Origin of the sequence: Cohnella faecalis, assembly GCF_003570905.1 — a bacterium.
Lineage (GTDB): Bacteria > Bacillota > Bacilli > Paenibacillales > Paenibacillaceae > Cohnella > Cohnella faecalis.
In genome coordinates, this window is sequence record NZ_QXJM01000039.1 from 1,792,760 (window position 1) to 1,814,954 (window position 22,195).

The window sequence follows — 22,195 nt, forward strand, 5'->3', positions numbered from 1 at the left end:
TTCTTCCATTCGATTCGTTGACATCTTTATGTGTTAGTTTTATGTTAGTTATTTCTTTGCGCGATGCTAAAAATATGTATATAAATGCCAAAACAAAAGACTTAATGTTATGAAAACTAACACAAAACAGTTTACTTCCTTATCTTCCTTTTCTATAATGGAGGAAAGATCGGGAAGGAGATGCGGCATGAACTTGACGGAAAGAGAAAAGGAAAAGCTGCTCATCACGGTAGCGTCGGACTTGGCGCATCGCCGCTTAAGCAGAGGCGTTAAGCTGAATTACCCGGAAAGCGTCGCGCTTATTACTTCGGCCATCATGGAAGGCGCCCGCGACGGCAAGACGGTTGCGGAGCTGATGGCCTACGGCACGACGCTGCTTAGTCGGGATCAGGTCATGGAAGGCGTTCCCGAGATGATTCACGAGGTGCAAGTGGAGGCTACTTTTCCCGATGGTACGAAGCTGGTAACGGTGCACCAACCGATTCCTTGACCGAGAAGGAGGCCGCGGACGATGATTCCAGGCGAAATCAGGGCCCAAGCCGGGGAGCTTGAGCTGAACGAAGGTCGAAAGACCGCAACGGTACTCGTAACGAATACCGGAGATCGGCCGGTACAGGTAGGCTCTCACTACCCGTTCTTCGAAGTGAATCGCGCGCTCCGGTTCGACCGCGAGTCGGCGTACGGCATGCGGCTCAATATTGCGGCTGGAACGGCTGTCCGTTTTGAGCCGGGAGAAGAGAAGCCCGTCGAGCTGACGGAGCTGGGCGGAGCGAAGCGAGTGTTCGGGCTGAACGGCTTGACGGCAGGAGCCGCCGCAGACGAATTGGAGCCGGGAGTCGCAGAGCGGCTGAAGGCTTGGCAGAAGCTAGGCGAAGATTAGAGAGAGACGGACGAGGAGGATAACGGAATGCGCATGGACCGACGGAGTTATGCCGGCATGTTCGGTCCGACGACCGGAGACGCGGTGAGGCTGGCGGATACCGGCTTGTGGGCCGTCATCGAGAAGGATTACACCGTCTACGGGGACGAGTGCAAGTTCGGAGGCGGCAAAGTCATCCGCGACGGAATGGGGCAATCCAGCCGCGCTTTGCGGGATGAGGGAGTTCTCGATACGCTTATTACGAATGCGGTCGTCATCGATCATTCGGGCATCGTCAAAGCCGATGTCGGCATTAAGAACGGCATGATCGTCGGCATAGGCAAAGCGGGCAATCCGGACATCATGGACGGGGTCGATCCGAACATGGTCGTCGGAGCGAGCACGGAAGTGATCGCAGGCGAAGGCAAAATCGTGACCGCGGGCGGAATCGATACCCACATCCATTTCATTTGTCCTCAGCAGATCGAGACGGCGTTGTCCTCGGGAGTGACGACAATGATCGGCGGAGGCACGGGGCCGGCGACGGGGACGAACGCCACGACATGCACGCCGGGAGCTTGGCATATTCACCGGATGCTGGAAGCGGCCGAGGCTTTTCCGATGAATCTCGGTTTTCTGGGCAAGGGCAACGCTTCGACGCTGCCGCCATTGATCGAGCAGATTGAAGCCGGAGTAATCGGGTTGAAGCTGCACGAGGATTGGGGAACGACGCCGGCAGCGATCGATGCGTGCCTATCGGCGGCGGACCGGTACGACGTTCAGGTTGCCATTCATACGGATACGCTGAACGAAGCGGGCTTCGTCGAGGATACGCTCCGGGCTATCGGCGGCCGAACGATCCACACCTATCATACCGAAGGGGCGGGAGGCGGCCATGCGCCGGATATTATTCGAGCGGCGGCCGAACCGAACATCATTCCTTCTTCGACGAATCCGACTCGCCCTTTTACGATCAACACGATCGAAGAGCATCTCGATATGCTGATGGTATGCCACCATCTGGACAGCCGGATTCCGGAGGACGTGGCGTTCGCCGATTCGCGGATTAGGCCGGAGACCATTGCGGCGGAAGATATTTTGCATGATCTTGGTGCGTTTAGCATTATTAGCTCGGACTCGCAAGCGATGGGACGCGTGGGAGAAGTCATTATACGGACGTGGCAGACGGCCGACAAAATGAAAGCCCAGCGCGGGCCTTTGGCCGGAGACGACGAGTCGGGCGATAATAATCGGATTAAGCGTTACGTAGCCAAATATACGATTAATCCGGCCATCGCACACGGCATTTCCCATATCGTCGGCTCCCTCGAGCCTGGGAAATTCGCGGATTTGGTCGTATGGTCTCCGGCGTTTTTCGGAGTTAAGCCGGATTTGGTGCTCAAGGGCGGAAGCATCGCCTACGCGCAAATGGGCGATCCCAATGCGTCTATCCCGACGCCTCAACCCGTCTTCGGTCGTCCGATGTTCGCCTCTTACGGCAAATTGCTGCAATCAAGCTCCATTACGTTCGTATCGCAAGCCGCCTACGAGCAGGGCGTAGCCGATCAATTGAAGCTGGACAAACGGATCGAGCCGGTCCGGAACACGCGAGGCATAGGCAAAAAGGATATGATTCACAATGACGCGACACCGGTCATCGAAGTCGATCCCGATACTTACAAAGTGACGGTCGACGGCGAGCACGCCATATGCGAACCGGTCAGCGTCGTGCCGATGGCGCAGCGTTACTTCCTCTTTTAGCGATGTCGGCGGGTCAATGGTTGTCATTGCAAATGCTTCTCGACTCGGCGCTTCCGATCGGAGGGTTCGCCCATTCGTACGGCCTCGAATCGCTCGTTCAGGACGGATTGATCGCGGACGGCGCGGACCTGAGGCGGTATGCGGAAGGAATGGTCCGGCACAGCTGGGCGGTGTCCGATTTGATGGTCGTCAAGGCGGTGTATGCCGGTGGGGGCTCCGGTTCCGAATCCGATTCCGAGTCCGACGGCGATTGGAGAGAGCTTGATTGGCCTTACGCCTTTCATATCGAAAAGCTCGTCCACCTGCAGCGTATTGCTCCTGAAACCCGGGACGGGATCGAGAAAACGGGGCGGAGGCTGCTGCGGCTTGCTCCCGAGCTTTTTCCGCGGCTTGATTTGCGAATGCTCGGCCAATCGGTTCGTTCGGGAGAGTGCTCGGGGACGTTTCCGCTCGTTTATGCCGTCATATGCCGAGGCTTGGACGTTTCGTTCGAGCAAGCTTCCGAAGGGTACTTATACACTTCCGTCGTTACATGCGTGAATGCGGGACTTCGCCTTATCTCGATGGGGCAGAGCGAAGCCCAACGGATGATCGCTTCCTTGCTTCCCGTCATTCGGCAAGCGAGGGAGTCCGTCGCAGCGATGAATCCCGAGGATGCCTACGGGGCGATGCCTATGTCGGAGCTGGCGATGATTCGTCACGAGACGCTCTATTCCAGATTGTTCATGTCGTAATTGTACGTATATTACAAATAAGAACCATAACGGAGGAATGAACCATGTGCCAAGGACAAGGACATCATCATCACCACGAATGGGAGACGCCGGCGGCCCAAGGCGGCCGTCCGATGCGCATAGGAATCGGAGGGCCGGTCGGCTCCGGAAAGACGAAGCTGGTCGAACAGCTGGCCTTTCAATTGAAGGAAAAGCTTAATCTTGCGGTCATCACTAACGATATCTATACGAAGGAAGATGCGCGCATCTTGTCCGACACGGGCTGCTTGGATGACGAGCGGATTATCGGGGTGGAAACCGGCGGCTGTCCGCACACGGCTATTCGGGAGGATGCTTCGATGAATTTCGAAGCGGTCGAGGAGCTTGAGCACCGGTTTCCGGATCTCGATCTGATCTTGATCGAAAGCGGCGGTGACAATCTGGCTGCGGCATTCAGCCCCGAGCTCGTCGATCGTTTCATCTACATTATCGACGTTGCGCAAGGCGAGAAAATTCCGCGCAAAGGCGGTCCCGGCATCATGCGGTCGGATTTGCTCATCATCAACAAAATCGATCTCGCTCCTTATGTTGGCGCCAGCCTTCAAGTGATGGAGGACGATTCCCGGAAAATGAGAGGCGAGAAGCCGTTCGTGTTCTCGAATCTGATGGGCGGAGACGGTCTTGCCGATATCGCGGGATGGGTGGAACGGGAGACGGGACGCCATGTGTCCGTTGTCTGACACAGCCAAGGCTGAGGCGCCCGACAGACTATCCGAGCTGAAGGCCGTCGCGGGTACGATCGACGGACGGACGCAGCTTGTATCCCGGTACCATTCCTCGCCGCTCAAAATCGCCAAAACCTTTTCCGTCGGAACCGTTGCCGATCCTCAGCTCGCCGTTATGCAAATGGACGGATCTCCGGGGCTGCTGGAAGGCGACAGGTACGTATTCGACTGGCATCTGCTGGACGAGGCGCAAGTGTATGCAACGAATCAAGCCTATACCCGCGTCCATCCTTGCGGTCAAGGAAATACGAGACTTACCCAACGGTTCCGGCTGGAAAAAAACGCGGTGCTGGAATGGATTCCGGAGCCGATTATGCTGTTTGGCCGCGCCGCGCTTGCGGCTGAGACGGAGGTCGAGCTAGCGGAAGGCGCGCTATGCGTCTGGAGCGATATCTTCTGTCCCGGTCGAATGTCGAGGGGGGAAGCATTCGAGTTCCGCTCCTTTGACGCCAAGCTCTCTGTTCGGCACGAGGGCAAGCTTATTCATTATCAGCGTCAAAAATGGCAGCCCGGGGTGCTTCCAATCGACTCCCCCGGCTGCTTCGGCGGATTCACTCATCTCGGTTCGTTCGGCGTCTTCTCCGACCGAGTCGGAGCCGAGCTCGTGCAGAAGATAAGGGGAGCGTTGGAGGCGGCGGAAGCCGCCTTGCCAGGAAGCCGTATTATGTGGGGAGCCGCCCGGACGGCCAAGCACGGAATCGTCGTGCAGGCTGCGGGCCATGCGGCTTGGCCGTTGCAAAGACTCGTGCTCGCGGCTTGGGATTCGGTGCGGAGCGAGCTTCTGGGCCGACCGCCGATGCGGCTGCTGAAAGAAGCTTGGATGGGATCATAACAAAAAGCTGCCTCAGTCTTCCTGCTGAGGCAGCTTTTTGTCGTTTGGAATCAAGCCTGCTAAGCCCGCCAAGCTCGCAAACGGCAAATTTTCGAAGTGATCCGTTTTATACACAATTTCCGTCTCTATCTTCGATTCATCGCTGACTTTGTTCCGGCGGAACTGGACGCGGTCGAATAGCTTGACGAGAATTTGCGCGGTATTGATCGCATCGTCCAGAGCGCGATGGTGGGAGCCGGAGAACGGTATTTCCAGCATTTCCAGAGCAGGCTTCAATCCCATCTGTTGATGCTTTTCCAGCTTGAATGTTTTGGACAGCATTTTTTGCAAATTGTTATGGTTCACGATCCAATCGGTCGGAATGCCGTGCTGCCTGCACTCCTGCACAAGCTGCCGTTGATCGTCCGGTCCCCAGGCGCACAAATAATATTCGTCCGGTCCCATCCATGCGGCGAAATCCCGAACGATTTGCGCGAGCGTCCCGGCTCCGTTCACATCATCTTGGGTAATTCCGGTAAAAGTCGTCGTATCCGATGTAAGCTGAGTGACGATAACCGGCTTGACGAACGATTGAAAGGTGTCGACGACCTGGGGAAGCCCTTCGATAATATCCACTTTGACCGCTCCGATTTCGATGATCTCGGCGATCTGGCCCTTTTTGCGTCGGACCGTCATTTCCAAATCATATACGATATAGCTCACGTGTCTGCACCTCGAAACCCCATCCGAAAATAAAGCCGTACTTAGCTATTATAGTCTTCCGTCCGATTTTTGTCAGGGGCAAAAAAACGGCAGCTCTCGAACCGGGAATCTTCGGTTTGTCCGGGCGCCTATGAGACTTCTTTGTCGTCATTCAGATAGAGCGAGTAGCGTCGGACTCGGGTTGCCGTTGCCAAAGTATCTTTAACGAGATATTTTCCGACGGGACGAAAGCGAATGAAATCGAAAACTTTTTTGCATCCTTTCGGAGGGTTTTCATTCTCAAGCAATTTCTCGAATATCGAGTTGAGGGTTGCATCCGTTGAGGCCGACGTTTTTATAGCTTCCAAAAAAGCTATGGCCAACAGGGGATAACCAGTCGTTAACGACAGCAGCAACAAGGTCGAATGAGGCTCGAAGTCTTTGTAGTACCTTGTTTTAATTAAGCGATAGTTGTTCACGAATCGTTTGATCGTGCGAGGCGTCCTTCCGCAAAGTCCGGCATATTCGATAATGGACGATAATTCTTGTTCGCTGATCGTAAGCTTATTGTAGGCAGAGGCTTGTTCTTCCTCAAAGGCTTGTTCCTCTTCTTCGGACTCCGACTCTTCAAGCTGTTCTAGAAACCGTGCTTCATCCTGCTCGTTCCATTCCTCATCGTCACTCTCTTCTTTGGCGCCGGCAGCTTCGTCTTTTGCGTCGGAGAGAAGGCTCATTTCAAACAAGCCCTTTATGAATTTTCGATTATCGTCCACGGAGAGATTGTTGACCTGGTATGTAATTTGGAATATCTTCTCCAAATAGTCGTATGCGGACGCCCCGTCATTCATTTTTTCGTAATCCAAGGAAATTTTGTATTCCTGGTGCAAACATTTCGTGATCCAGCGTATGTCCACGGCCACGATAACCATGAATATTTTGGCGGACAAAATAAGGTGGACGGCTTGAAGCACCTCGATAACTTTTTGAGGACTGCATCGGTCCAAATCGTCGATGTATAAAATAATTCGGCCGATGTTCTTTTCGGTTGATTTGGTTTGCATAAATAAGCTCAGCTTCTCGAAATCGTTGCGCAGCACGTTGATTATTCCCAATTCCTTTTTATAAGCGTCGGATCGGATGCGCTCCGCCAAATAATATTGAATGATTTTTCCCTCGTTGATTTCGTCGATTTCGTCATTAATATTTTGAATCTTCGAATCGAGCACCTCGATTTCGCTTTCGATTTTTTGTCTTGATTCGGCTACTTTGGACAGAGAATCGGTTAAGATGTTCCAAAGATTTTTGACCGACTTGTATTTTTCGTTGTTCAATATCCCTTTCGCGGTTGTTGCATAACCGATTAGTGTTGCTAGCCATGCGCAATTAGCGATGCCATTAGGCTTGAAAAAATAATGGAGCGCAAAGAAAAAAGCTATGCCGAGCCCTGTCGAGAGAAGAAAAAAGATCCAAGCTAGCGGCGGAATCAGCTTAACGATCAGTTTCCATTTCGAATAAACTTTTAACAGGTAAGCCAGCGTATCTTTTCCATCGTTTTTATAGGCCATAATAGCTTTAATTTTGTCGGTCGTCTTATTGTTTGGAGCGAGCTTCTCGACTTCATTCAGAAGCTTTTCGGAGTCGTTATGTATAGCTGTGAAGACGGAACGGCCTATTTTTTCGGAAGTCAGCTCCTTCTCGAATTTCTCTTTTTTAGACTGCAATACGTTTAGTTCTTTGCGCAAGTCGGTTATGAGCGGCAAGCTGTTGATCATGTTTTCGCGGCTTTCGGGCTCTTTGTAGTGGTCATAGATTTTTTGGAAAATATGACTCGCCAAGCTGGCGTACAAGTTCGAATCCATGTAGTGCCATGTATTAAATTCGATTTGGACGATGTCTTGATGAAATAAATCGTTAGGCCGCCCTTTATTTTTTTCGACGCTGCTTTTGATTTGTTTCATGAAAAAGCTTTTGCCCGAGCCCCAAGCGCCGAATAATCCGATCGCCATATTATCGACTTCGCGCAAAGAGATCAGGTTCGCCAAAGACTCTACGTCCTCTCCGATGTCGAGAAGATCGTTTTGAAATTCTTGATCCGAATGGCAATGGGTTAATGGGGTGGATTCGGCTTTATCGTCGTTGCTGCCGAGAAGTTCGTCCGATGACGAGTTTAAAAACGAATTGTTTAAACTGAATGTTCCCATGCTCATCGATTGGAAATTTTCTTCGGTATTTTCAGAATACGAGTTAAGGCTGTTGCTCGTTGTAATGGCTTGCCAAAGCGGATGGATGGTTAAAAAGCAGGAATTGACTTGGGCTTGCAACATTTCCGGATTGCTCAGGATTTCTTGGACAGGGATGTTCAAATAGAACTCGGAATGATGAGGTTCGTTGAATTTGAGAAAATCGATGTATTTTTCCAGGCTAAGAAAACTTTTCTTCCCGTTAATTCGCAAATTAAAGCCTTGTCCCAATAGATTACGGAGATCGGAATTGTATTCGCTAAAAGATTTGCTTACAGCTCGATAGAAAACGCCGGAATCGTCCGAGTGACGTTTTATACTGCTAAAACTCGATTGAAGTCCGAATGAGACCTCGACGCCGTTCTTATTAAATGTCCAAGCAAATCTCATCGAAAACGATTTATTAAAACGGTGAACAACTCCGGAAGCAAGCTTATCGTTTAAAATCTGATCTTTCTGCGCAGGGAAACGCCTAAAAGCGCTGATGCGGTATATGGAACCTCTCAATTGAAATCTTTCGTTAAATTCGGATGCAAAGAGAGCCAAATCATTCGTTGTTTCTTTATGTTCGGTCGCGTATTTGGAGACGATTCTGGTTATAAGTTCAAGACGGCTCTCTTTGCTAAGCGAATTTCCGTTTAATTGTTTAATGGCTTCGTTGATTTCTTTTAACTGATCAAAAGTTTCAGGATTAACAATTAGCATAGGCAAATCGAAACACTCCCGACTAATAAAGATGGGGTATTAAACAAGTACATTGTTCTACAACACTTGCCAATTTCCTTTTCTTTTTGAAAATAAATGGATAAAGCCGCAGTAGGTTATTGCTCTTCTCTGCGTAGAATAAATTGGTGTATAATAAAATTTACCAGCGGGAAACCTCAAAGTAAGAGGTGTATGAACATGCGCGAAATGAATTTATTGGAAGCTTTGAGTCCAAGAAACAGTCGGGAACGATCCCAAGTCATTCAGACTAGTGCTTCTCGGAAGGTTCGTCCGGAAGATGAGATGATTATCCTGATGAGGAGTGCGCGGAGACGATTTAAGAAATATGTGGCCGAAGGAAAGATCGAGATTGTGAGTGAACGGGAATGGACTCTCCGATAAGGAGGTGCGCAAATTTTATGGAACAATTCGATTTAAAAGAAATGCAGATTAGAATCGAAAAGATAAAGGAAAAAATCCATGAACTTGCGAACGATCCTCTTCGGGAAAATCTAAAGGAATTTTATATGATGGGGCTGATTACTCCGCTTTTGGACGAGCTTGGTGCGGATCCTGCTGTTATTGTTGGAGGACATGCGGTTGAATTGTATACCTCTGGAAGCTACAAAACAGTGGATGTAGATCTTGTCTTGGAGAGGGATGATCTTGCTAGAAGGTTGTTTGACAAACTAGGCTTTTTGCGAGAAGGAATTCCATTACGTAGTGGATTTGGATATTCCGATCGAAATACCGAGTAGTAAACTAGCGGGTTCTTATGACCGAGTAATAAAGCTTAACACTCCGGATGGATATTGTTATGTAATCGGTATTGAGGATCTTATTCTGGACCGGCTGAACGCAGCGGAATTTTGGCAAGATACCCGAAGTCTGGAATGGGCGCGATATTTGATGTCGAGCCAGTTTGAAGGATTGGATTTTAACTATTTGCGGGAAAAAGCGAACGAAGACAATCCGAATCTTTCGAGACGTCTTGAAGATACCATTAAGTGGGTAAAAGAAAATACGGTGGACTAAAGCTTGATCCAGCGCAGAATTAAAGAGCCGACGAGTTTGCTGACAATGTCAGCAAACTCGTCGGCTTTTAATTCATATCTTAAATTACCGCTTATCCTTACTTATAAAACTCACGATAAAGTTTCATAAGCGCACGCTTCTCGATGCGGGACACGTAGCTGCGGCTAATACCGATTTCGCGCCGCTCGTCGCCGCCTCCGTCCAGGCCGAACCTCGATATTACCTTTCTTATAGACATGTATTTCACGAATAACCATACGCAATAATTCCCGTTTAACTTCTACATTTCGCACTTAACATTGTAGGGGCATCCAGCAAATTTACGCCCTGCCGTGTTTTGAACGTCAGAATACTTAGGTGGGTCTATTTCGCCTCATGACTTAGTTTGGCGTCCGCCCATTACGTTCCCACAATCGCCACAATGCAATAGGCCACTTAGTAACCGCCTAGGTCTTCGCGTAGCTTCGTAAGCATTGGGCGCTCAAAGAAACTCGCCGCTTACACCTTCCTCCAGGTATTCGAATACTTCGACGTTATCCCCGCTAAGTTCCGTTATTTTCTTTCTACACCGTCTAACTTGGTCAGATAGACCGTAACCCCGTTTCGCCTGTTCTTCCGTAGATACCCGTGCATAAAAGACTTCGGCGAAATTAACGTTTGTTTGTTGCGCATCGTCCGAGATAATCCCTACAACACTATACGTAATGGGTTCACTAGCTACACGTTTCTTACCCAAGTTATCAGCGATGTTCGTTCCCATGCTTATCCACTTCCCCGCGTTTTTTTTATTCGAGGGTTCATGTCGCCGTATTATTGCTATCGTGACGGTGTAGTCCGTGTTTTATTTTCCCGTATCCTTACCATATCTTGTTCTCGGTGCAGCGCGCCGCGAACGTGGCGAGCTTGGTTCCTTTTTTTCGTCTGGAAGCTTTCGATAGTTTTGGACAAGCCGATCGTACCGATGGAGGTACGGTGATCTTAAAGACAGTATTTTTGCAAAAATGAACAATAATATTCACTTTAAACTGATAAATGATCACAAAATGCAATAATAATGATTATTTATGTTTAATATGTGTTGACATATGAAATAAAATGCAGTTATTATTAAATCATTCAAAGCGGTTACATGTCGAAATAACTCAAAATTGTGTTTGTTTAAGCAGATTTACTTGGAAAATGTGTTAAACGTTCGTCGATCTGGACAATTATTTCTAATATTTACGTCTTAGATTTGACGAAAGTTTTCATATAATTACAATAACACCGAGATGGAGGGTTTATGAGAATGAACTGGTTACAAGAGGTTTATCAAACGAACAAGCCAATTATTGCAATGTGTCATCTTAATGCGCTTCCAGGTGATCCTTATTTCGAAAAATCTGGAGGAATGGAGAAGGTAATTGAGGATGCACGTAAGGACATGCTTGCATTGCAAGCAGGCGGAGTCGACGCGATTATGTTTTCCAACGAATTCAGCCTTCCGTATTTAACAAAGGTTAAAACGGAAACGGTTGCTTCGATGGCACGAATCATCGGTCAATTAATGAGCGAGTTGAAAGTTCCATTCGGAGTTAATGTTCTCTGGGATCCGACGGCTTCGCTTGATCTGGCAGTTGCGACAGGGGCAAAATTCGTTCGTGAAATTTTTACGGGCGTATATGCAAGCGATTTTGGACTCTGGGATACAAACTGCGGTGAAGTCATTCGTCATCAACGCGCAATCGGCGCTGAGAATGTTCGCTTGTTATTCAACATTGTGCCGGAAGCTGCGAAATATGTGAGCGATCGCGAGCTTACGCAAATCGCAAAAACAACAGTGTTCAACTGCAAGCCTGACGCGCTTTGCGTATCGGGGATTACGGCTGGACAAGAAACTTCATTAAGTTTATTAAGACTTGTGAAAGAAGTGGTGCCTGACACCGTAGTGTTCGCCAATACGGGTTTAAAAGCGGAAAACGTCAAATCGCAACTTGCTGTAGCAGATGGAGGCGTTGTTGGAACAGCGTTCAAGTATGATGGGAAATTTGAAAATCACGTTGATCCGGATCGAGTGATAGCTTTCATGGAACAAGTACACAGCGCAAGATCCAACCTTACTACGGTATAAGAGGATCATATGAAACCAATTGTTCAAATTGCAATAGATACGACATCGATAACGGATGCATGCCGAATGGCGGATGCAGCGGTTGAAGCCGGTGCGGATTGGCTGGAAGTCGGTAACCCTCTTATCAAGTTTGAGGGGGTGCACGCAATCGAGGCTTTGTCCAAACGCTATCCTGACCAATATCTGATCGTCGATTACATGATTTTAGCTGGGGCCAAAAAATATATTCAAGCCGCAAAGGAACGCGGTGCGAAAAACGTAACCGTATTTGGTCTCGTTCCTGATTATTCCATACAGAACGCTATTGATGAGGCCAAAGCCTTGCAAATGCATGTGACGATCGATTTGTTCAATTGTTCTGATCCTGTGGAAAGCGCACGAAAATTTGCTGCGATGGGTGCCGATTATGTAATGGTTCATTTCGGAGTCGATCAAAAGAAGCAATTTCCGAACGGATCGCCCATCCCTGTGCTTGAGCAGGTCGTAAAGGCGGTTTCGATTCCAGTCGCTTACGCTACTTACGATGTTAATGAAAGTATAGCTGCAGTCAAAGCAGGAGCAAGCATTATCGTGCAAGGCGAACCGTTGATCTCCGGGCCTAATGCGGAAGAGGAGCTAAGGGCATTTATTTACAAGACTAAACATTCTGTTTTGGATTGATCTGGAGGATCGGATATGAAGGCTGCATTGATTAGAGAAGTCGAAAGTGTCAAAAAGATTCGTATCGAGGAAGCACAGCTTCCCGAGCTGTCCAGTGAGCATCATGTAATGGTGAATATTGGCGCAGTCGGAATTTGCGGTTCGGATTTGCACGGCTTTTATGATCCGAAGTCGATGGCCCGCATCCCGGGGCTCATTATGGGACATGAAGCCGCAGGTGTCGTTACGGAAGTCGGCGCCGCTGTCACGCGAGTAAAAGTTGGGGACCGGGTTGCGGTTGACCCGCAAGTCATTTGCGGTGAATGCGCACAATGCAAAAAAGGGTACTACTCCGTATGTGATAACAAAAAAATTATAGGTTCTAATTTAAAAGGATTTATGAATGGCTGCATGGCTGAATTCGCGGTCGTTACGGAGAAACAATGCTTTCTTTTGCCGGAAAGCCTGTCACTGGAAGAAGGTGCAATGGTTGAACCGGTATCGAATGCCATTCACGTATTGAACCGTGTAAAAGTAAATATGGGCGATACGATTGTCGTGATTGGAGCAGGTACACTAGGTCTTTGTATCATGCAAGCCGCCAAATTGACAGGAACCGGCCGGGTCATTGTCACCGACCTTTCCGAGAAAAAGCTTGCGTTAGCAAAAGCGCTTGGCGCTGATATCGTCATTAAGGCGGACGAAGATCCTGTTGCCCGAATTTTATCTCTTACCGACGGCTTAGGTGCCGATATCGTCATTGAAGCAGTGGGGATCGGGGCGACTTATAAGCAAGCGATTGCCATGGTTCGCAAACGCGGCTCGATTATGTTCTTCGGCGCAACGCATAAAGAGGTGTCATTAGAATTAATTCCGATTTTGCACAAGGAGCTGCATCTAATTGGCTGCACGGGAGCTGAAACGGAATGCCCCGTTGCGATTGATTTTATCGCTTCAGGCAAAATCAATGTAAAACCGCTCATTTCCCACCGCTTCACACTCGATGATACGCAAGAAGCATTTGAGACGATGGCCAATCCGGAGAATGATGCGGTCAAGGTCATGCTCATACCTTGAAGGAGGACTAATGAATACGATTATTTATCGTAGAAAATTAGGCAAAGTTTCCTTGAACTCAGTAACAATCGTGTTGATATTGTTGACTTTATTTCCTTTGCTATGGCTCTTTCTAACTGCTATAAAGCAACCGATTGATGCATTCGCAATGCCTCCGAAGTGGATTTTTGAGCCGACTTCCGATAATTTCCTGGCGGTGTTGACGAAATCCGAGTTCGTAAAAAGCTATGTGAATAGTCTGATCGTCGTAACCGGAACAACGGTTTTATCTCTTTGGTTCGGAATTGCAAGCGGTTACACGCTCGCGCGATCGAAATCCCGATTTAGCAATGCGATGGGCATGTGGATTATTTTGGCGAGAATGGCGCCGCCGATGGGGTTCGTGCTTCCGCTTTACTTGATGTTTAGTAAAATCGGTATTTTAGACACCTATTTCGGACTTATCCTAGTCTATTTGACCGTCACATTGCCGTTCGTAACGTGGTTGATGGTTGGTTTTATTAAAAGTATTCCAATAGAAATCGAAGAAGCTTCCGCAATTGACGGCTGTAATCGATTTCAGACTTTGATCCGTATTGTAATTCCATCGAGCTTGCCCGGCATATCCACCTGTGCGATTTTTGCGTTCATCATGTCCTGGAATGAATTCTTCTACGCATTGATCATTTCTGGCCGAAATACGAGAACAGCATCCGTAGAGATTCAAGGCTTCATTAACTTTGCAGGAATTAACTGGGGCGAACTGGCTGCAGCAGGCGTCTTGGTTGTCGTACCTGTACTGATCTTTACGATTTTTGCCCAAAAAGGTCTTGTTCGCGGCTTAACGCAAGGCGCTACGAAATAAGTCGTTTTTGTTGCGGCAGCATGTATATCGTATCTTTGATTTTCAGACTGGCCAATGCGTGCGAATTCAAATATGAAATCATCCAATTTTTTATGGGAGGTCAAAATGTGAAACAGAAGGCATCGTTGTTGAGTCTAGTTGTGGTAATGATTATGGGGTTCGGACTGACCGCATGCGCAGGTACAAACAACACCGGAAGCAACTCGAATGCAAGCCCTGGCGCTTCTAGTAGCAGTTCTCCTGGCTCGTCCGCTTCACCTAACGAAAAACCATTTGCGGGAAAAAAAGTTAGCATGCTGTTGTCGCAAAATGCATTTACCGAGGAATTTCGCGATGTAATCATCCCGCAGTTTAAGGCCAAAACGGGCATTGACGTCGTCGTCGATGTGTTGCCCGAATCCGGATACGATACCAAACTCATCATGTCTTTGGCAGGTGGAACAGGGGAATATGATGTCGTCATGTCCGGTGCGAAAAACTGGAGCCAAATGGTTTCCTCAGAATGGATTATTCCGTTGGATGATTATTATAACAACTCAGAGGATGAATACAAAAACGGGTTTTCGCAATCATTGATGAACACGCTGAAGGTAAACGGCAATACGTACGCAATTCCTAACAACATCGGCTCTAACCTTCTATATTACAACAAAGAGATGTTCGAAGCTGCCGGAATCGATCCGAACGATCCGCCGGAATCCTTGGACGAAATGATCGAGTACGCTAAGAAATTGAACAAGCCTGAGCAAGATAAATACGGTTTTGTAACTCGCGGTACTCGTGAAGGGAATGCGAATTCATTTTCATGGATCATGATGTGGTTCTTGAACGGCGGTCGCTGGGTAGGCGTTGAGGGTCGTCCGGATTACGCTGTATTGGATTTGCCGGAAGCGATCAAAACGATGGATGACTTCAAGACGTTGACCCAGTACTCTCCGTCCGGTATTGCCAGCTATGGATTCCAGGAAGCGCAGCTCGCCATGCAGCAAGGTAAAGCAGCCATGTGGATTGATGTTGCTTCTTTAGGACCAAGCCTGGAGGACCCTGCGGTTTCAAGCGTGGCCGGTAAAATCGGTTATCACGTGCTTAAAGGCAAAGGAGAAGATTTCACGGTAGGCTCCGTTTGGGCGTACAGCATTACCAAAACGGCTAAAAACAAAGATGCGGCATGGGAATTGATCAAGTATATTACGGGCAAGGAAGTATCGCTGCAACAAATTTTGTCCGGAACGAACGGTTCTCCCGCGCGTGCAGACGTTCTTGAGCTGGAAGAAGTCAAGAAAGTGTTCAATGAAGATTTTATCGATGCACTGAAGGTAGCAACAAGCTATTCTAATCCGCACTATACGCCTTTGATCGCCGAGGGCTCTGAAATTCGCAGTGCGCTTTCAGTCGCAATATCCGAAGTTATTACGGGTCAAAAAGAATCGGAAAAAGCGATGAAAGAAGCGAATGAGCAAACATTGGCAATATTGAAAAAAGGCGGCTATCTTAAGTAAAGTTTAATCCGATTGTGGTTGAAGAGACCTTTGTCTCTTCAATCACAAATTCTAGGAGCTGAACGCATTTGAACACGCTTCCGACTAAACGAAAAAAATGGGACAGCAACATGTTGTTTTACGCCTTCCTCATTGGCCCGCCGTTTTTAGTGCTATTTTTATTGACTGCGGGTCCATTGGCGATATCGCTCGGAATTGGTTTTTATGATTGGAATTTAGCGAAGCCGCATAACACATCCTTTATCGGTCTCGATAACTTCATTAACATGGTCCAGGACAAGAAGTTTTGGAAAGCGGTTTGGCTTACGGTTTATCAAGTCGGGGTAACGGTATTCGGTCAAATTGTGATCGGCATGGGCATTGCGCTTTTGCTATACCGTGAATTTACCGGCATTAAATTATTGCGCTCCGTCTATATGATACCGATGATGACAACGCCGATCGTTGTTGGTCTTGTATGGCGCATGCTGTACAGCACGGATTCAGGGGTATTTAACTACTGGTTAGGCAAGCTGGGTATTTCGCCAATTAACTGGCTAGGTAATCCGAATTGGGCAATGCCTTCGGTCATCATGACAGACTGGTGGATGTCGACGCCTTTTGTTGCCATTATCCTCTTGGCTGGCTTGCAAGGATTATCGAATGAACCCATTGAAGCGGCATACATGGATGGCGCGACCAAATGGCAAACGTTCATTCATGTGATTCTACCGTTAATGAAGCCAATAATAATGCTGGCCATTTTGTTCCGCACAATGGATGCGATACGCCGGTTTGATACGATTTATGTCATGACAAGCGGCGGACCCGGCAACGCAACGGAAACGTTGAACTTACACGCTTATTTTCATGCCTTCAACTACTTGAATGTAGGGTATAGCTCTGCGCTGTCGACGGTCATGCTCATCGGTATTTTTGCTTGTTCCTTATTCATCCTGAGAAAAATCCAAAAAGTTGATATCTAGCCATATATAAAGAGGGAGAAAACATATGAACTTGACAGAAATCCTCAAAATTTTATCTTTGACGCCAGCTCTATCGGGCTATGAGCACTTGATGGCTGATCGCATGAAGTCATTTTTGTCTCCCTATGTGGATCAAATAGAAACAGATAAGATGGGTAATCTGATTACAACGATTAAAGGTCTGGAAGCCGATGCGCCGCGTATTATGTTGTTTGCACACATGGATCAATTGGGCTTCGTCGTGCGCAAAATCGAATCGGACGGATTTATTCGTGTTGAGCGTTTGGGCGGCGTACCCGAAAAAGCGCTGGCAGGCCAACCGATCGTGATTCAGACCGAGGACGATCGGCTTATTCCGGGTTTAATTGGCAACAAGTCTCATCATCTTACGCCTCAAGAAGAAAAGTACACCGTTGCCGGATATAAAAATTTATATGTCGATATTGGTGCGGACAGCGCGGAAGAAGTGTATGCGGCAGGCATTGATATCGGCTGTCCAGTCATGTATCAACCCGATTTTCAACCTATAATGAACAATAAAGTGTACGGGACATCCATCGATAATCGCGGCGGCTGCGCGATACTTATTCGCGTTGCGGAGATTCTGAAGGAGATGAAGCCGGCAGCGACGGTTTACATTGTGGGTGCTGTGCAGGAGGAGTTTAACTTACGGGGCGCGATGGTCGCTGCGCAAGCGTTGAAGCCGGATTGCGCGATTTGCATCGATATTAACATTGCGGCGGATACGCCTGATTTGAAGGACAGCAACGATATTGCGCTTGGCGCGGGTCCGGTTGTAAGCATGTACAACTTCCATGGACGCGGTACGCTCAACGGTACGATTCCGCCTCGCCGTATGGTGAAATGGACACGTGAAGCTGCCGAAGCTGCCCATATTTCGTTGCAACGCGGTGCAATGTCAGGAATATTAACGGATGCTTCCTATGTGCAATTAGTAGATAGCGGCATTCCGACGATCGATATCGGTTTCCCTGCGAGGTATTCCCACTCTGCGGTAGAAGTATGCGATATGCAGGATTTAGAGCAGGTTGCCCGTTTGATTGTACAAATGGTGCAAATGGCGAAGCCCGGCGCTCCGTTTGGACGTGAGTAGTTGCCCATTCTCCTTTAGACAACGATGGCTGATGGCAAAGGTGGGGTCCTAGTGGATGCAGAAGGCGTTTACTTCTTGGGAGTAGATATCGGTACTTACGAATCGAAGGCGGTTCTTACAAACTTGGAAGGACGTATTGTTCACCATGAAGTGATCTCACATCAAATGATCGTGCCGAAGCCTGGTTTGGCGGAGCACGATGCAGATGGCGTCTGGTGGCATGATTTTTGTCTGCTTGTCGAGCGTATTTTGCAAGCGACTCGCATAAGCAGCGATCAAATTAAAGCGATCGGGTGCTCGGCGATCGCGCCTGCGGTATTGCCTGTCGATCGTGAAGGCAAGCCCCTTCGGCCGGCTATTTTGTACGGTATCGATACGCGCGCCGTGGAGGAGATTCGAGAGCTGGAGCATCGATTCGGCCATGCCAATGTGTTTCAAAGGTGCGGCAACGATTTATCTACGCAGGCGGTCGGACCGAAGATCCTTTGGATCAAAAAGCATGAGCCGGAAGTTTATGCCCAAACAGCTCGATTTTTAACGGCAACCAGCTATTTGGTTTACAGACTGACGGGGAAGTTCAAGGTAGATCATTATACGGCAGGAGCGGGATTTACGCCGTTCTATGATTGTCAACAGCACGCTTGGTATCCGGAATTTTGCAAAGATATCGTTGAGATCGATCAATTGCCTGAAATCGGTTGGACGACGGATATTGCGGGCGTGATCACGGATGAAGCCGCTCAGCTTACAGGCTTAAGTCGTGGAACTCCTGTCATAATCGGTACAAGCGATGCCGCTGCGGAAGCCGTTAGCGTCGGTGTAGTGAAACCCGGTCAAATGATGCTCATGTACGGTTCAACTGCATTTTTTATAGAAGTAACCAATGAGCCTATACAAGATAGCCGTTTATGGTCGGCGCCTTATTTATTTCCAGACACGTACGCGCTGCTGGGAGGCATGTCCACAACCGGAGCGATAACACGCTGGATGCGCGATCAATTTGCCGTGGATCTGGTAAAAGCTGAGCAATATTCGGGTAAACATGCTTTCGAGTCGTTAATGGGGGAAGCGGTCCATATCCCGCCTGGCAGCGAAGGGATGGTTACATTGCCCTATTTTAGCGGAGAGCGGACCCCCATCCAGGATCCTATGGCAAGCGGCGTCGTTTTCGGTCTAACACTCGCTCATACCCGCGGACACCTGTTTCGATCGATATTGGAAGGTGTCGGCTACGGTATCAATCATCATCTGGAAGTGATGAAGGAAATTGGTGCGATGCCGTCCGAGCTTGTTGCTGTCGGAGGCGGAACCAAAAATGAGCTGTGGCTGCAAATCGTAAGCGATATTGCGGCAGAGGTACAAAAGGTGCCGAAGGTCACTATCGGGGCATCCTATGGAGACGCCTTCTTAGCTGCAGTAGGTTCGGGACATTTGCAGCCTGGAATTTTATCGGAGTGGGTTCAATATGATCATGAAGTTACGCCAAATCGATTAGAACATCAAAAATATATGCCGTATTATTCGGTATTTAAAGATTTATATCAAAGCACCAAAAGCTTGATGCACCGCATGTACGAGCTGCGGAAAAACTAGCTGGCGGCAAATAAATTTATTAGAGGTGATCCGACATGACGACTTTCTTTAATGAAGTACAAAATTACATTGGCGGTGTTTGGGCATCGCAGCAATCGGAAAATCGTATAGATGTATTCAATCCGGCAACGGGAGATCGATTGACGACAGTCCCGCTGTCATCCAAATCGGAGCTGGATGCTGCGGTTGAAGCGGCTAGTGCAGCGTTTGGCATGTGGAGTATGACACCTGTCCCTAGACGGGCGCGTATTTTATTTAAGTATCAGCAGCTTCTAGTTGAGCATTGGGATGAATTGGCACGACTCATTACGCTGGAGAACGGTAAGACGTACAAGGATGCATATGGTGAAGTTCAACGCGGCATCGAATGCGTGGAGTTTGCTGCCGGCGCACCTAATTTGATGATGGGTCGCCAATTGCCGGACATAGCTACAGATATGGAATCGGGCATGTATCGTTATCCAATCGGCGTTGTCGGCGGGATAACGCCATTCAACTTTCCGATGATGGTGCCTTGCTGGATGTTTCCGATAGCCATTGCATGCGGCAATACGTTTGTGCTGAAGCCATCGGAGCGGACACCGCTTCTCGCTAATCGTCTCGCTGAGCTGTTCACAGAGGCTGGATTGCCGGATGGCGTATTCAATGTCGTTCACGGCAGCCACGACGTTGTGAATGGCTTGCTGGAACATCCGAAAGTAAAGGCGATTTCGTTTGTTGGCTCGCAGCCAGTTGCCGAATATGTGTATACAAAAGCTGCAGCTGCGGGAAAACGAGTACAAGCGCTTGCAGGTGCGAAGAACCATACGATCGTCTTGGAAGATGCAGATTTGGATACGGCAGTGAAGGATATAATGGCAGCGGCATTCGGCTCCGCAGGTGAACGCTGTATGGCATGCGCAGTCGTAATCGGGGTTGGCACAATCAAAGATAGGCTGCTGGAGAAGCTAACCGAAGCTGCGGATGCGATTCAAATCGGCAATGGTATGGAAGAGGACGTGTTTTTGGGGCCTGTCATCCGCGAGGAGCACAAGCAACGCACATTGGCGTATATCCAAAGCGGCGTTGAAGAAGGCGCTAAGCTAGTGCGAGATGGACGCCGTGATGAGGCATGTGCCAACAAAGGCTATTTTGTAGGCCCTACCATCTTTAGCGAAGTTAATTCAGATATGCAAATTTGGAAGGAAGAAATTTTTGCGCCAGTGCTGTCCTATCGTACAGCGGACTCTCTGGACGAGGCGATTGCTATCGCGAATGAAAGCGAATTTGCAAACGGTGCTTGCCTATTTACGCATGATGCTCGATATGTTCGCCGATTCCGCGAAACGATTGATGCAGGGATGCTGGGCATTAATGTCGGTGTACCGGCGCCGATGGCATTTTTTCCCGTTTTCAGGATGGAAGAAATCGTTCTATGGCGATCTGCATGCGAATGGGACGGATGGAGTAGAATTTTATACACGCAAAAAGATGGTCACTGCTCGTTGGAAAATATAATGATCATTACTATATAATATTCAAAAATGTCCATGTTGGTCTAAATGTTAAGTGTTTATTGCAAAAGATTTGAAAATTTTAGTAATATGGTTTTATGTAGATTTATCGGAGGAGAACATATGGATACCTTGCAAGAAAAAGCCAAATACGGGCTTATTCCTGTTGAGCGCCGAAAACAGATTGTCGCTTACGTCATGAAGCATGAAAGCGCACAAGTCAAAGAGCTTGCGGAATTGTTCGACGAAGTTTCGGAGGCTACAATTCGCAGAGATTTGGAGCTGTTGGCGACCGAAGGGAAGCTGACGAGGACGCATGGCGGCGCTGCGTCCATTTCAACACGAACGGCTTTTGAGCAGCTTTATTTGGATAAATGCGCGATGGCGGTGGATGAAAAACGCCGAATCGCAAAGCTGCTGCCGATTTAGTGGAAAACGGCGACTCTATTATTTTGGATTCCGGCTCCACGACGATCGAAATTGCCAAACAACTCGTCAATCATACGAAACTAACGATCATTACAAATGATTTGTATATCGCTTCTACCGTTGCTTTTCATCCGTCAACTCAAGTGATGGTTACAGGCGGGATGAAGCGGGAAGACGTAAATGTATTAATCGAAATATTACAGAGACGTTTTTCCGTTCGATTCGCGTAGATAAACCTTTTTGTCTGCAGATGCAGTGGATATTCATTTCGGGGTAAGCAATACAACCTTCGTCGAACAAAACATCAAAAGGCTAATGCTTGAAGCGGCAAAGCAAGTCGCTCTTGTTTGTGACCATACGAAATTTGGCAATACCGCCTTGGCAAAGGTATGCAGGCTTGACGAGCTTGAACATATCATTACCGATGAAGGCATTTCTCCTTCGCTGCGTGAAGAGATGGAACGGTTAGGACTGCTGTCATTGTTGTGTAACGTGCAAATGGAAAGCCTCAAGCAAATGACTTGTCGGTCAATGCTTGAGGCTTTTAGTTTCGCTTTCATTCAACGTTTCGCCTTATAAAACTCGTGATAAAGCTTCATCAACGCTCTTTTTTCGATCCGCGACACATACGATCTTGAAATCCCCAGCTCACGCGCGATTTCCGCTGCGTTCGCTCGTCGCCGCCACCGTCCAGACCGAACTTCCCGAATAACCTTGCTCTCTTTCGTCAAGAATGTCCAGGTTTCGGTATATTTTGCTCTTCTCGATCTTCAACTGAACTTTCTCCACGACTTCGTCGGGCTCGGTGCCCAGTATATCTT

At 48.3% G+C, this 22,195-nt stretch carries 22 protein-coding genes and 4 pseudogenes; 20 read left to right on the forward strand and 6 right to left on the reverse strand.

The window, feature by feature from the left end:
- Window positions 1-187: 187 nt before the first annotated feature.
- From D3H35_RS21220 to D3H35_RS21245, 6 genes are read left to right on the forward strand one after another with little or no spacing between them, the layout of a single operon-like run.
- Window positions 188-490 carry an urease subunit gamma gene (locus D3H35_RS21220; RefSeq protein ID WP_119151120.1) on the forward strand — a complete coding sequence of 101 codons (303 nt, stop codon included), beginning with the start codon at window positions 188-190 and terminating at the stop codon, window positions 488-490.
- Between the two features lie 21 nt (window positions 491-511).
- Window positions 512-880 carry an urease subunit beta gene (locus D3H35_RS21225; RefSeq protein ID WP_119151121.1) on the forward strand — a complete coding sequence of 123 codons (369 nt, stop codon included), beginning with the start codon at window positions 512-514 and terminating at the stop codon, window positions 878-880.
- Window positions 881-913: 33 nt separating this feature from the next.
- A complete protein-coding gene (gene ureC / locus D3H35_RS21230) occupies window positions 914-2,620 on the forward strand; it encodes an urease subunit alpha (RefSeq protein WP_119151263.1) in 1,707 nt (568 codons plus the stop codon).
- Window positions 2,621-2,640: 20 nt separating this feature from the next.
- Window positions 2,641-3,354: an urease accessory protein UreF gene (locus tag D3H35_RS21235; RefSeq protein ID WP_233568037.1), complete on the forward strand. Its 714-nt coding sequence runs from the start codon at window positions 2,641-2,643 to the stop codon at window positions 3,352-3,354.
- 44 nt (window positions 3,355-3,398) lie between these two features.
- The gene (ureG, locus tag D3H35_RS21240; protein ID WP_119151123.1) at window positions 3,399-4,073 is read left to right on the forward strand and encodes an urease accessory protein UreG; all 675 of its coding nucleotides are present in this window, start codon (window positions 3,399-3,401) and stop codon (window positions 4,071-4,073) included.
- On the forward strand, window positions 4,057-4,950 hold the full coding sequence (locus D3H35_RS21245; RefSeq protein WP_119151124.1) for an urease accessory protein UreD: 894 nt from the start codon (window positions 4,057-4,059) through the stop codon (window positions 4,948-4,950). The genes ureG and D3H35_RS21245 overlap by 17 nt, the downstream gene beginning before the upstream one ends.
- Before the next feature lie 12 nt (window positions 4,951-4,962).
- On the opposite strand, the gene D3H35_RS21250 is transcribed toward D3H35_RS21245, so the two are convergent.
- On the reverse strand, window positions 4,963-5,652 hold the full coding sequence (locus D3H35_RS21250) for a 3'-5' exonuclease (protein WP_119151125.1): 690 nt from the start codon (window positions 5,650-5,652) through the stop codon (window positions 4,963-4,965).
- A 128-nt stretch (window positions 5,653-5,780) separates the two neighbouring features.
- Window positions 5,781-7,673, reverse strand: coding sequence for a P-loop NTPase fold protein (locus D3H35_RS21255; protein ID WP_158594212.1), 1,893 nt, complete (start codon window positions 7,671-7,673; stop codon window positions 5,781-5,783).
- Between the two features lie 1,322 nt (window positions 7,674-8,995).
- Here D3H35_RS21255 and D3H35_RS21265 point away from each other — a divergent pair.
- Window positions 8,996-9,334, forward strand: a complete 339-nt coding sequence (locus D3H35_RS21265; protein ID WP_119151128.1) for a hypothetical protein — start codon at window positions 8,996-8,998, stop codon at window positions 9,332-9,334.
- A 151-nt stretch (window positions 9,335-9,485) separates the two neighbouring features.
- Complete coding sequence (locus D3H35_RS33640; RefSeq protein WP_267901418.1) at window positions 9,486-9,611, forward strand: hypothetical protein; 126 nt, start codon at window positions 9,486-9,488, stop codon at window positions 9,609-9,611.
- 97 nt (window positions 9,612-9,708) lie between these two features.
- On the opposite strand, the pseudogene D3H35_RS21275 reads toward D3H35_RS33640, so the two are convergent.
- From D3H35_RS21275 to D3H35_RS21285, 3 genes and pseudogenes are all read right to left on the reverse strand, one after another.
- Window positions 9,709-9,834: pseudogene (locus D3H35_RS21275) on the reverse strand (sigma factor-like helix-turn-helix DNA-binding protein); the annotation flags it as partial.
- A gap of 150 nt (window positions 9,835-9,984) precedes the next feature.
- A pseudogene (locus D3H35_RS34950) lies at window positions 9,985-10,050 on the reverse strand (recombinase zinc beta ribbon domain-containing protein); the annotation flags it as partial.
- A 42-nt stretch (window positions 10,051-10,092) separates the two neighbouring features.
- Window positions 10,093-10,371 carry a recombinase family protein gene (locus tag D3H35_RS21285; protein WP_119151130.1) on the reverse strand — a complete coding sequence of 93 codons (279 nt, stop codon included), beginning with the start codon at window positions 10,369-10,371 and terminating at the stop codon, window positions 10,093-10,095.
- 528 nt (window positions 10,372-10,899) lie between these two features.
- On the opposite strand from D3H35_RS21285, the gene D3H35_RS21290 reads away from it, so the two are divergent.
- The 12 genes and pseudogenes from D3H35_RS21290 to D3H35_RS33650 all read left to right on the forward strand — a co-directional run bounded on the left by D3H35_RS21290 (window position 10,900) and on the right by D3H35_RS33650 (window position 21,953).
- Window positions 10,900-11,721 (forward strand): BtpA/SgcQ family protein, encoded by an 822-nt coding sequence (locus D3H35_RS21290; RefSeq protein ID WP_119151131.1) that lies wholly within the window; start codon window positions 10,900-10,902, stop codon window positions 11,719-11,721.
- A 9-nt stretch (window positions 11,722-11,730) separates the two neighbouring features.
- Complete coding sequence (locus D3H35_RS21295; protein WP_119151132.1) at window positions 11,731-12,381, forward strand: orotidine 5'-phosphate decarboxylase / HUMPS family protein; 651 nt, start codon at window positions 11,731-11,733, stop codon at window positions 12,379-12,381.
- A 15-nt stretch (window positions 12,382-12,396) separates the two neighbouring features.
- Window positions 12,397-13,437 carry a zinc-dependent alcohol dehydrogenase gene (locus tag D3H35_RS21300; protein WP_119151133.1) on the forward strand — a complete coding sequence of 347 codons (1,041 nt, stop codon included), beginning with the start codon at window positions 12,397-12,399 and terminating at the stop codon, window positions 13,435-13,437.
- A gap of 10 nt (window positions 13,438-13,447) precedes the next feature.
- Window positions 13,448-14,281 (forward strand): carbohydrate ABC transporter permease, encoded by an 834-nt coding sequence (locus tag D3H35_RS21305; RefSeq protein WP_119151134.1) that lies wholly within the window; start codon window positions 13,448-13,450, stop codon window positions 14,279-14,281.
- A gap of 107 nt (window positions 14,282-14,388) precedes the next feature.
- Window positions 14,389-15,780, forward strand: a complete 1,392-nt coding sequence (locus D3H35_RS21310; protein WP_158594213.1) for an ABC transporter substrate-binding protein — start codon at window positions 14,389-14,391, stop codon at window positions 15,778-15,780.
- A gap of 68 nt (window positions 15,781-15,848) precedes the next feature.
- A complete protein-coding gene (locus D3H35_RS21315; protein ID WP_119151136.1) occupies window positions 15,849-16,745 on the forward strand; it encodes a carbohydrate ABC transporter permease in 897 nt (298 codons plus the stop codon).
- A 25-nt stretch (window positions 16,746-16,770) separates the two neighbouring features.
- Window positions 16,771-17,859: a M42 family metallopeptidase gene (locus tag D3H35_RS21320; protein WP_119151137.1), complete on the forward strand. Its 1,089-nt coding sequence runs from the start codon at window positions 16,771-16,773 to the stop codon at window positions 17,857-17,859.
- A gap of 51 nt (window positions 17,860-17,910) precedes the next feature.
- Window positions 17,911-19,452, forward strand: coding sequence for an FGGY-family carbohydrate kinase (locus tag D3H35_RS21325; RefSeq protein ID WP_158594214.1), 1,542 nt, complete (start codon window positions 17,911-17,913; stop codon window positions 19,450-19,452).
- Between the two features lie 35 nt (window positions 19,453-19,487).
- Window positions 19,488-20,949: pseudogene (locus tag D3H35_RS21330) on the forward strand (CoA-acylating methylmalonate-semialdehyde dehydrogenase).
- A gap of 119 nt (window positions 20,950-21,068) precedes the next feature.
- Entirely contained in the window at window positions 21,069-21,374 is a 306-nt protein-coding gene (locus tag D3H35_RS21335; protein ID WP_158594215.1) for a DeoR family transcriptional regulator, read from the forward strand.
- Window positions 21,374-21,604 (forward strand): DeoR/GlpR family DNA-binding transcription regulator, encoded by a 231-nt coding sequence (locus tag D3H35_RS33645; RefSeq protein ID WP_119151140.1) that lies wholly within the window; start codon window positions 21,374-21,376, stop codon window positions 21,602-21,604. The genes D3H35_RS21335 and D3H35_RS33645 overlap by 1 nt, the downstream gene beginning before the upstream one ends.
- A gap of 10 nt (window positions 21,605-21,614) precedes the next feature.
- Window positions 21,615-21,953, forward strand: coding sequence for a DeoR/GlpR family DNA-binding transcription regulator (locus D3H35_RS33650; protein WP_119151141.1), 339 nt, complete (start codon window positions 21,615-21,617; stop codon window positions 21,951-21,953).
- Here the strand turns inward: D3H35_RS33650 and D3H35_RS21350 are convergent.
- Window positions 21,935-22,195 (reverse strand): annotated as a pseudogene (locus tag D3H35_RS21350) (sigma factor-like helix-turn-helix DNA-binding protein); the annotation flags it as partial. The gene D3H35_RS33650 and the pseudogene D3H35_RS21350 overlap by 19 nt on opposite strands.

Bases quoted from the DNA above. Each gene is read 5' to 3' on its own strand.
- D3H35_RS21305 (WP_119151134.1), top strand. From the start codon at position 13,448: ATGAATACGATTATTTATCGTAGAAAATTAGGCAAAGTTTCCTTGAAC.
- D3H35_RS21265 (WP_119151128.1), top strand. From the start codon at position 8,996: ATGGAACAATTCGATTTAAAAGAAATGCAGATTAGAATCGAAAAGATA.
- D3H35_RS21300 (WP_119151133.1), top strand. From the start codon at position 12,397: ATGAAGGCTGCATTGATTAGAGAAGTCGAAAGTGTCAAAAAGATTCGT.
- D3H35_RS21295 (WP_119151132.1), top strand. From the start codon at position 11,731: ATGAAACCAATTGTTCAAATTGCAATAGATACGACATCGATAACGGAT.
- D3H35_RS21285 (WP_119151130.1), bottom strand. From the start codon at position 10,371: ATGGGAACGAACATCGCTGATAACTTGGGTAAGAAACGTGTAGCTAGT.
- D3H35_RS21290 (WP_119151131.1), top strand. From the start codon at position 10,900: ATGAACTGGTTACAAGAGGTTTATCAAACGAACAAGCCAATTATTGCA.
- D3H35_RS21220 (WP_119151120.1), top strand. From the start codon at position 188: ATGAACTTGACGGAAAGAGAAAAGGAAAAGCTGCTCATCACGGTAGCG.
- ureG (WP_119151123.1), top strand. From the start codon at position 3,399: ATGTGCCAAGGACAAGGACATCATCATCACCACGAATGGGAGACGCCG.
- D3H35_RS21245 (WP_119151124.1), top strand. From the start codon at position 4,057: ATGTGTCCGTTGTCTGACACAGCCAAGGCTGAGGCGCCCGACAGACTA.
- ureC (WP_119151263.1), top strand. From the start codon at position 914: ATGGACCGACGGAGTTATGCCGGCATGTTCGGTCCGACGACCGGAGAC.
- D3H35_RS21320 (WP_119151137.1), top strand. From the start codon at position 16,771: ATGAACTTGACAGAAATCCTCAAAATTTTATCTTTGACGCCAGCTCTA.
- D3H35_RS21225 (WP_119151121.1), top strand. From the start codon at position 512: ATGATTCCAGGCGAAATCAGGGCCCAAGCCGGGGAGCTTGAGCTGAAC.
- D3H35_RS33640 (WP_267901418.1), top strand. From the start codon at position 9,486: ATGTCGAGCCAGTTTGAAGGATTGGATTTTAACTATTTGCGGGAAAAA.
- D3H35_RS21335 (WP_158594215.1), top strand. From the start codon at position 21,069: ATGGATACCTTGCAAGAAAAAGCCAAATACGGGCTTATTCCTGTTGAG.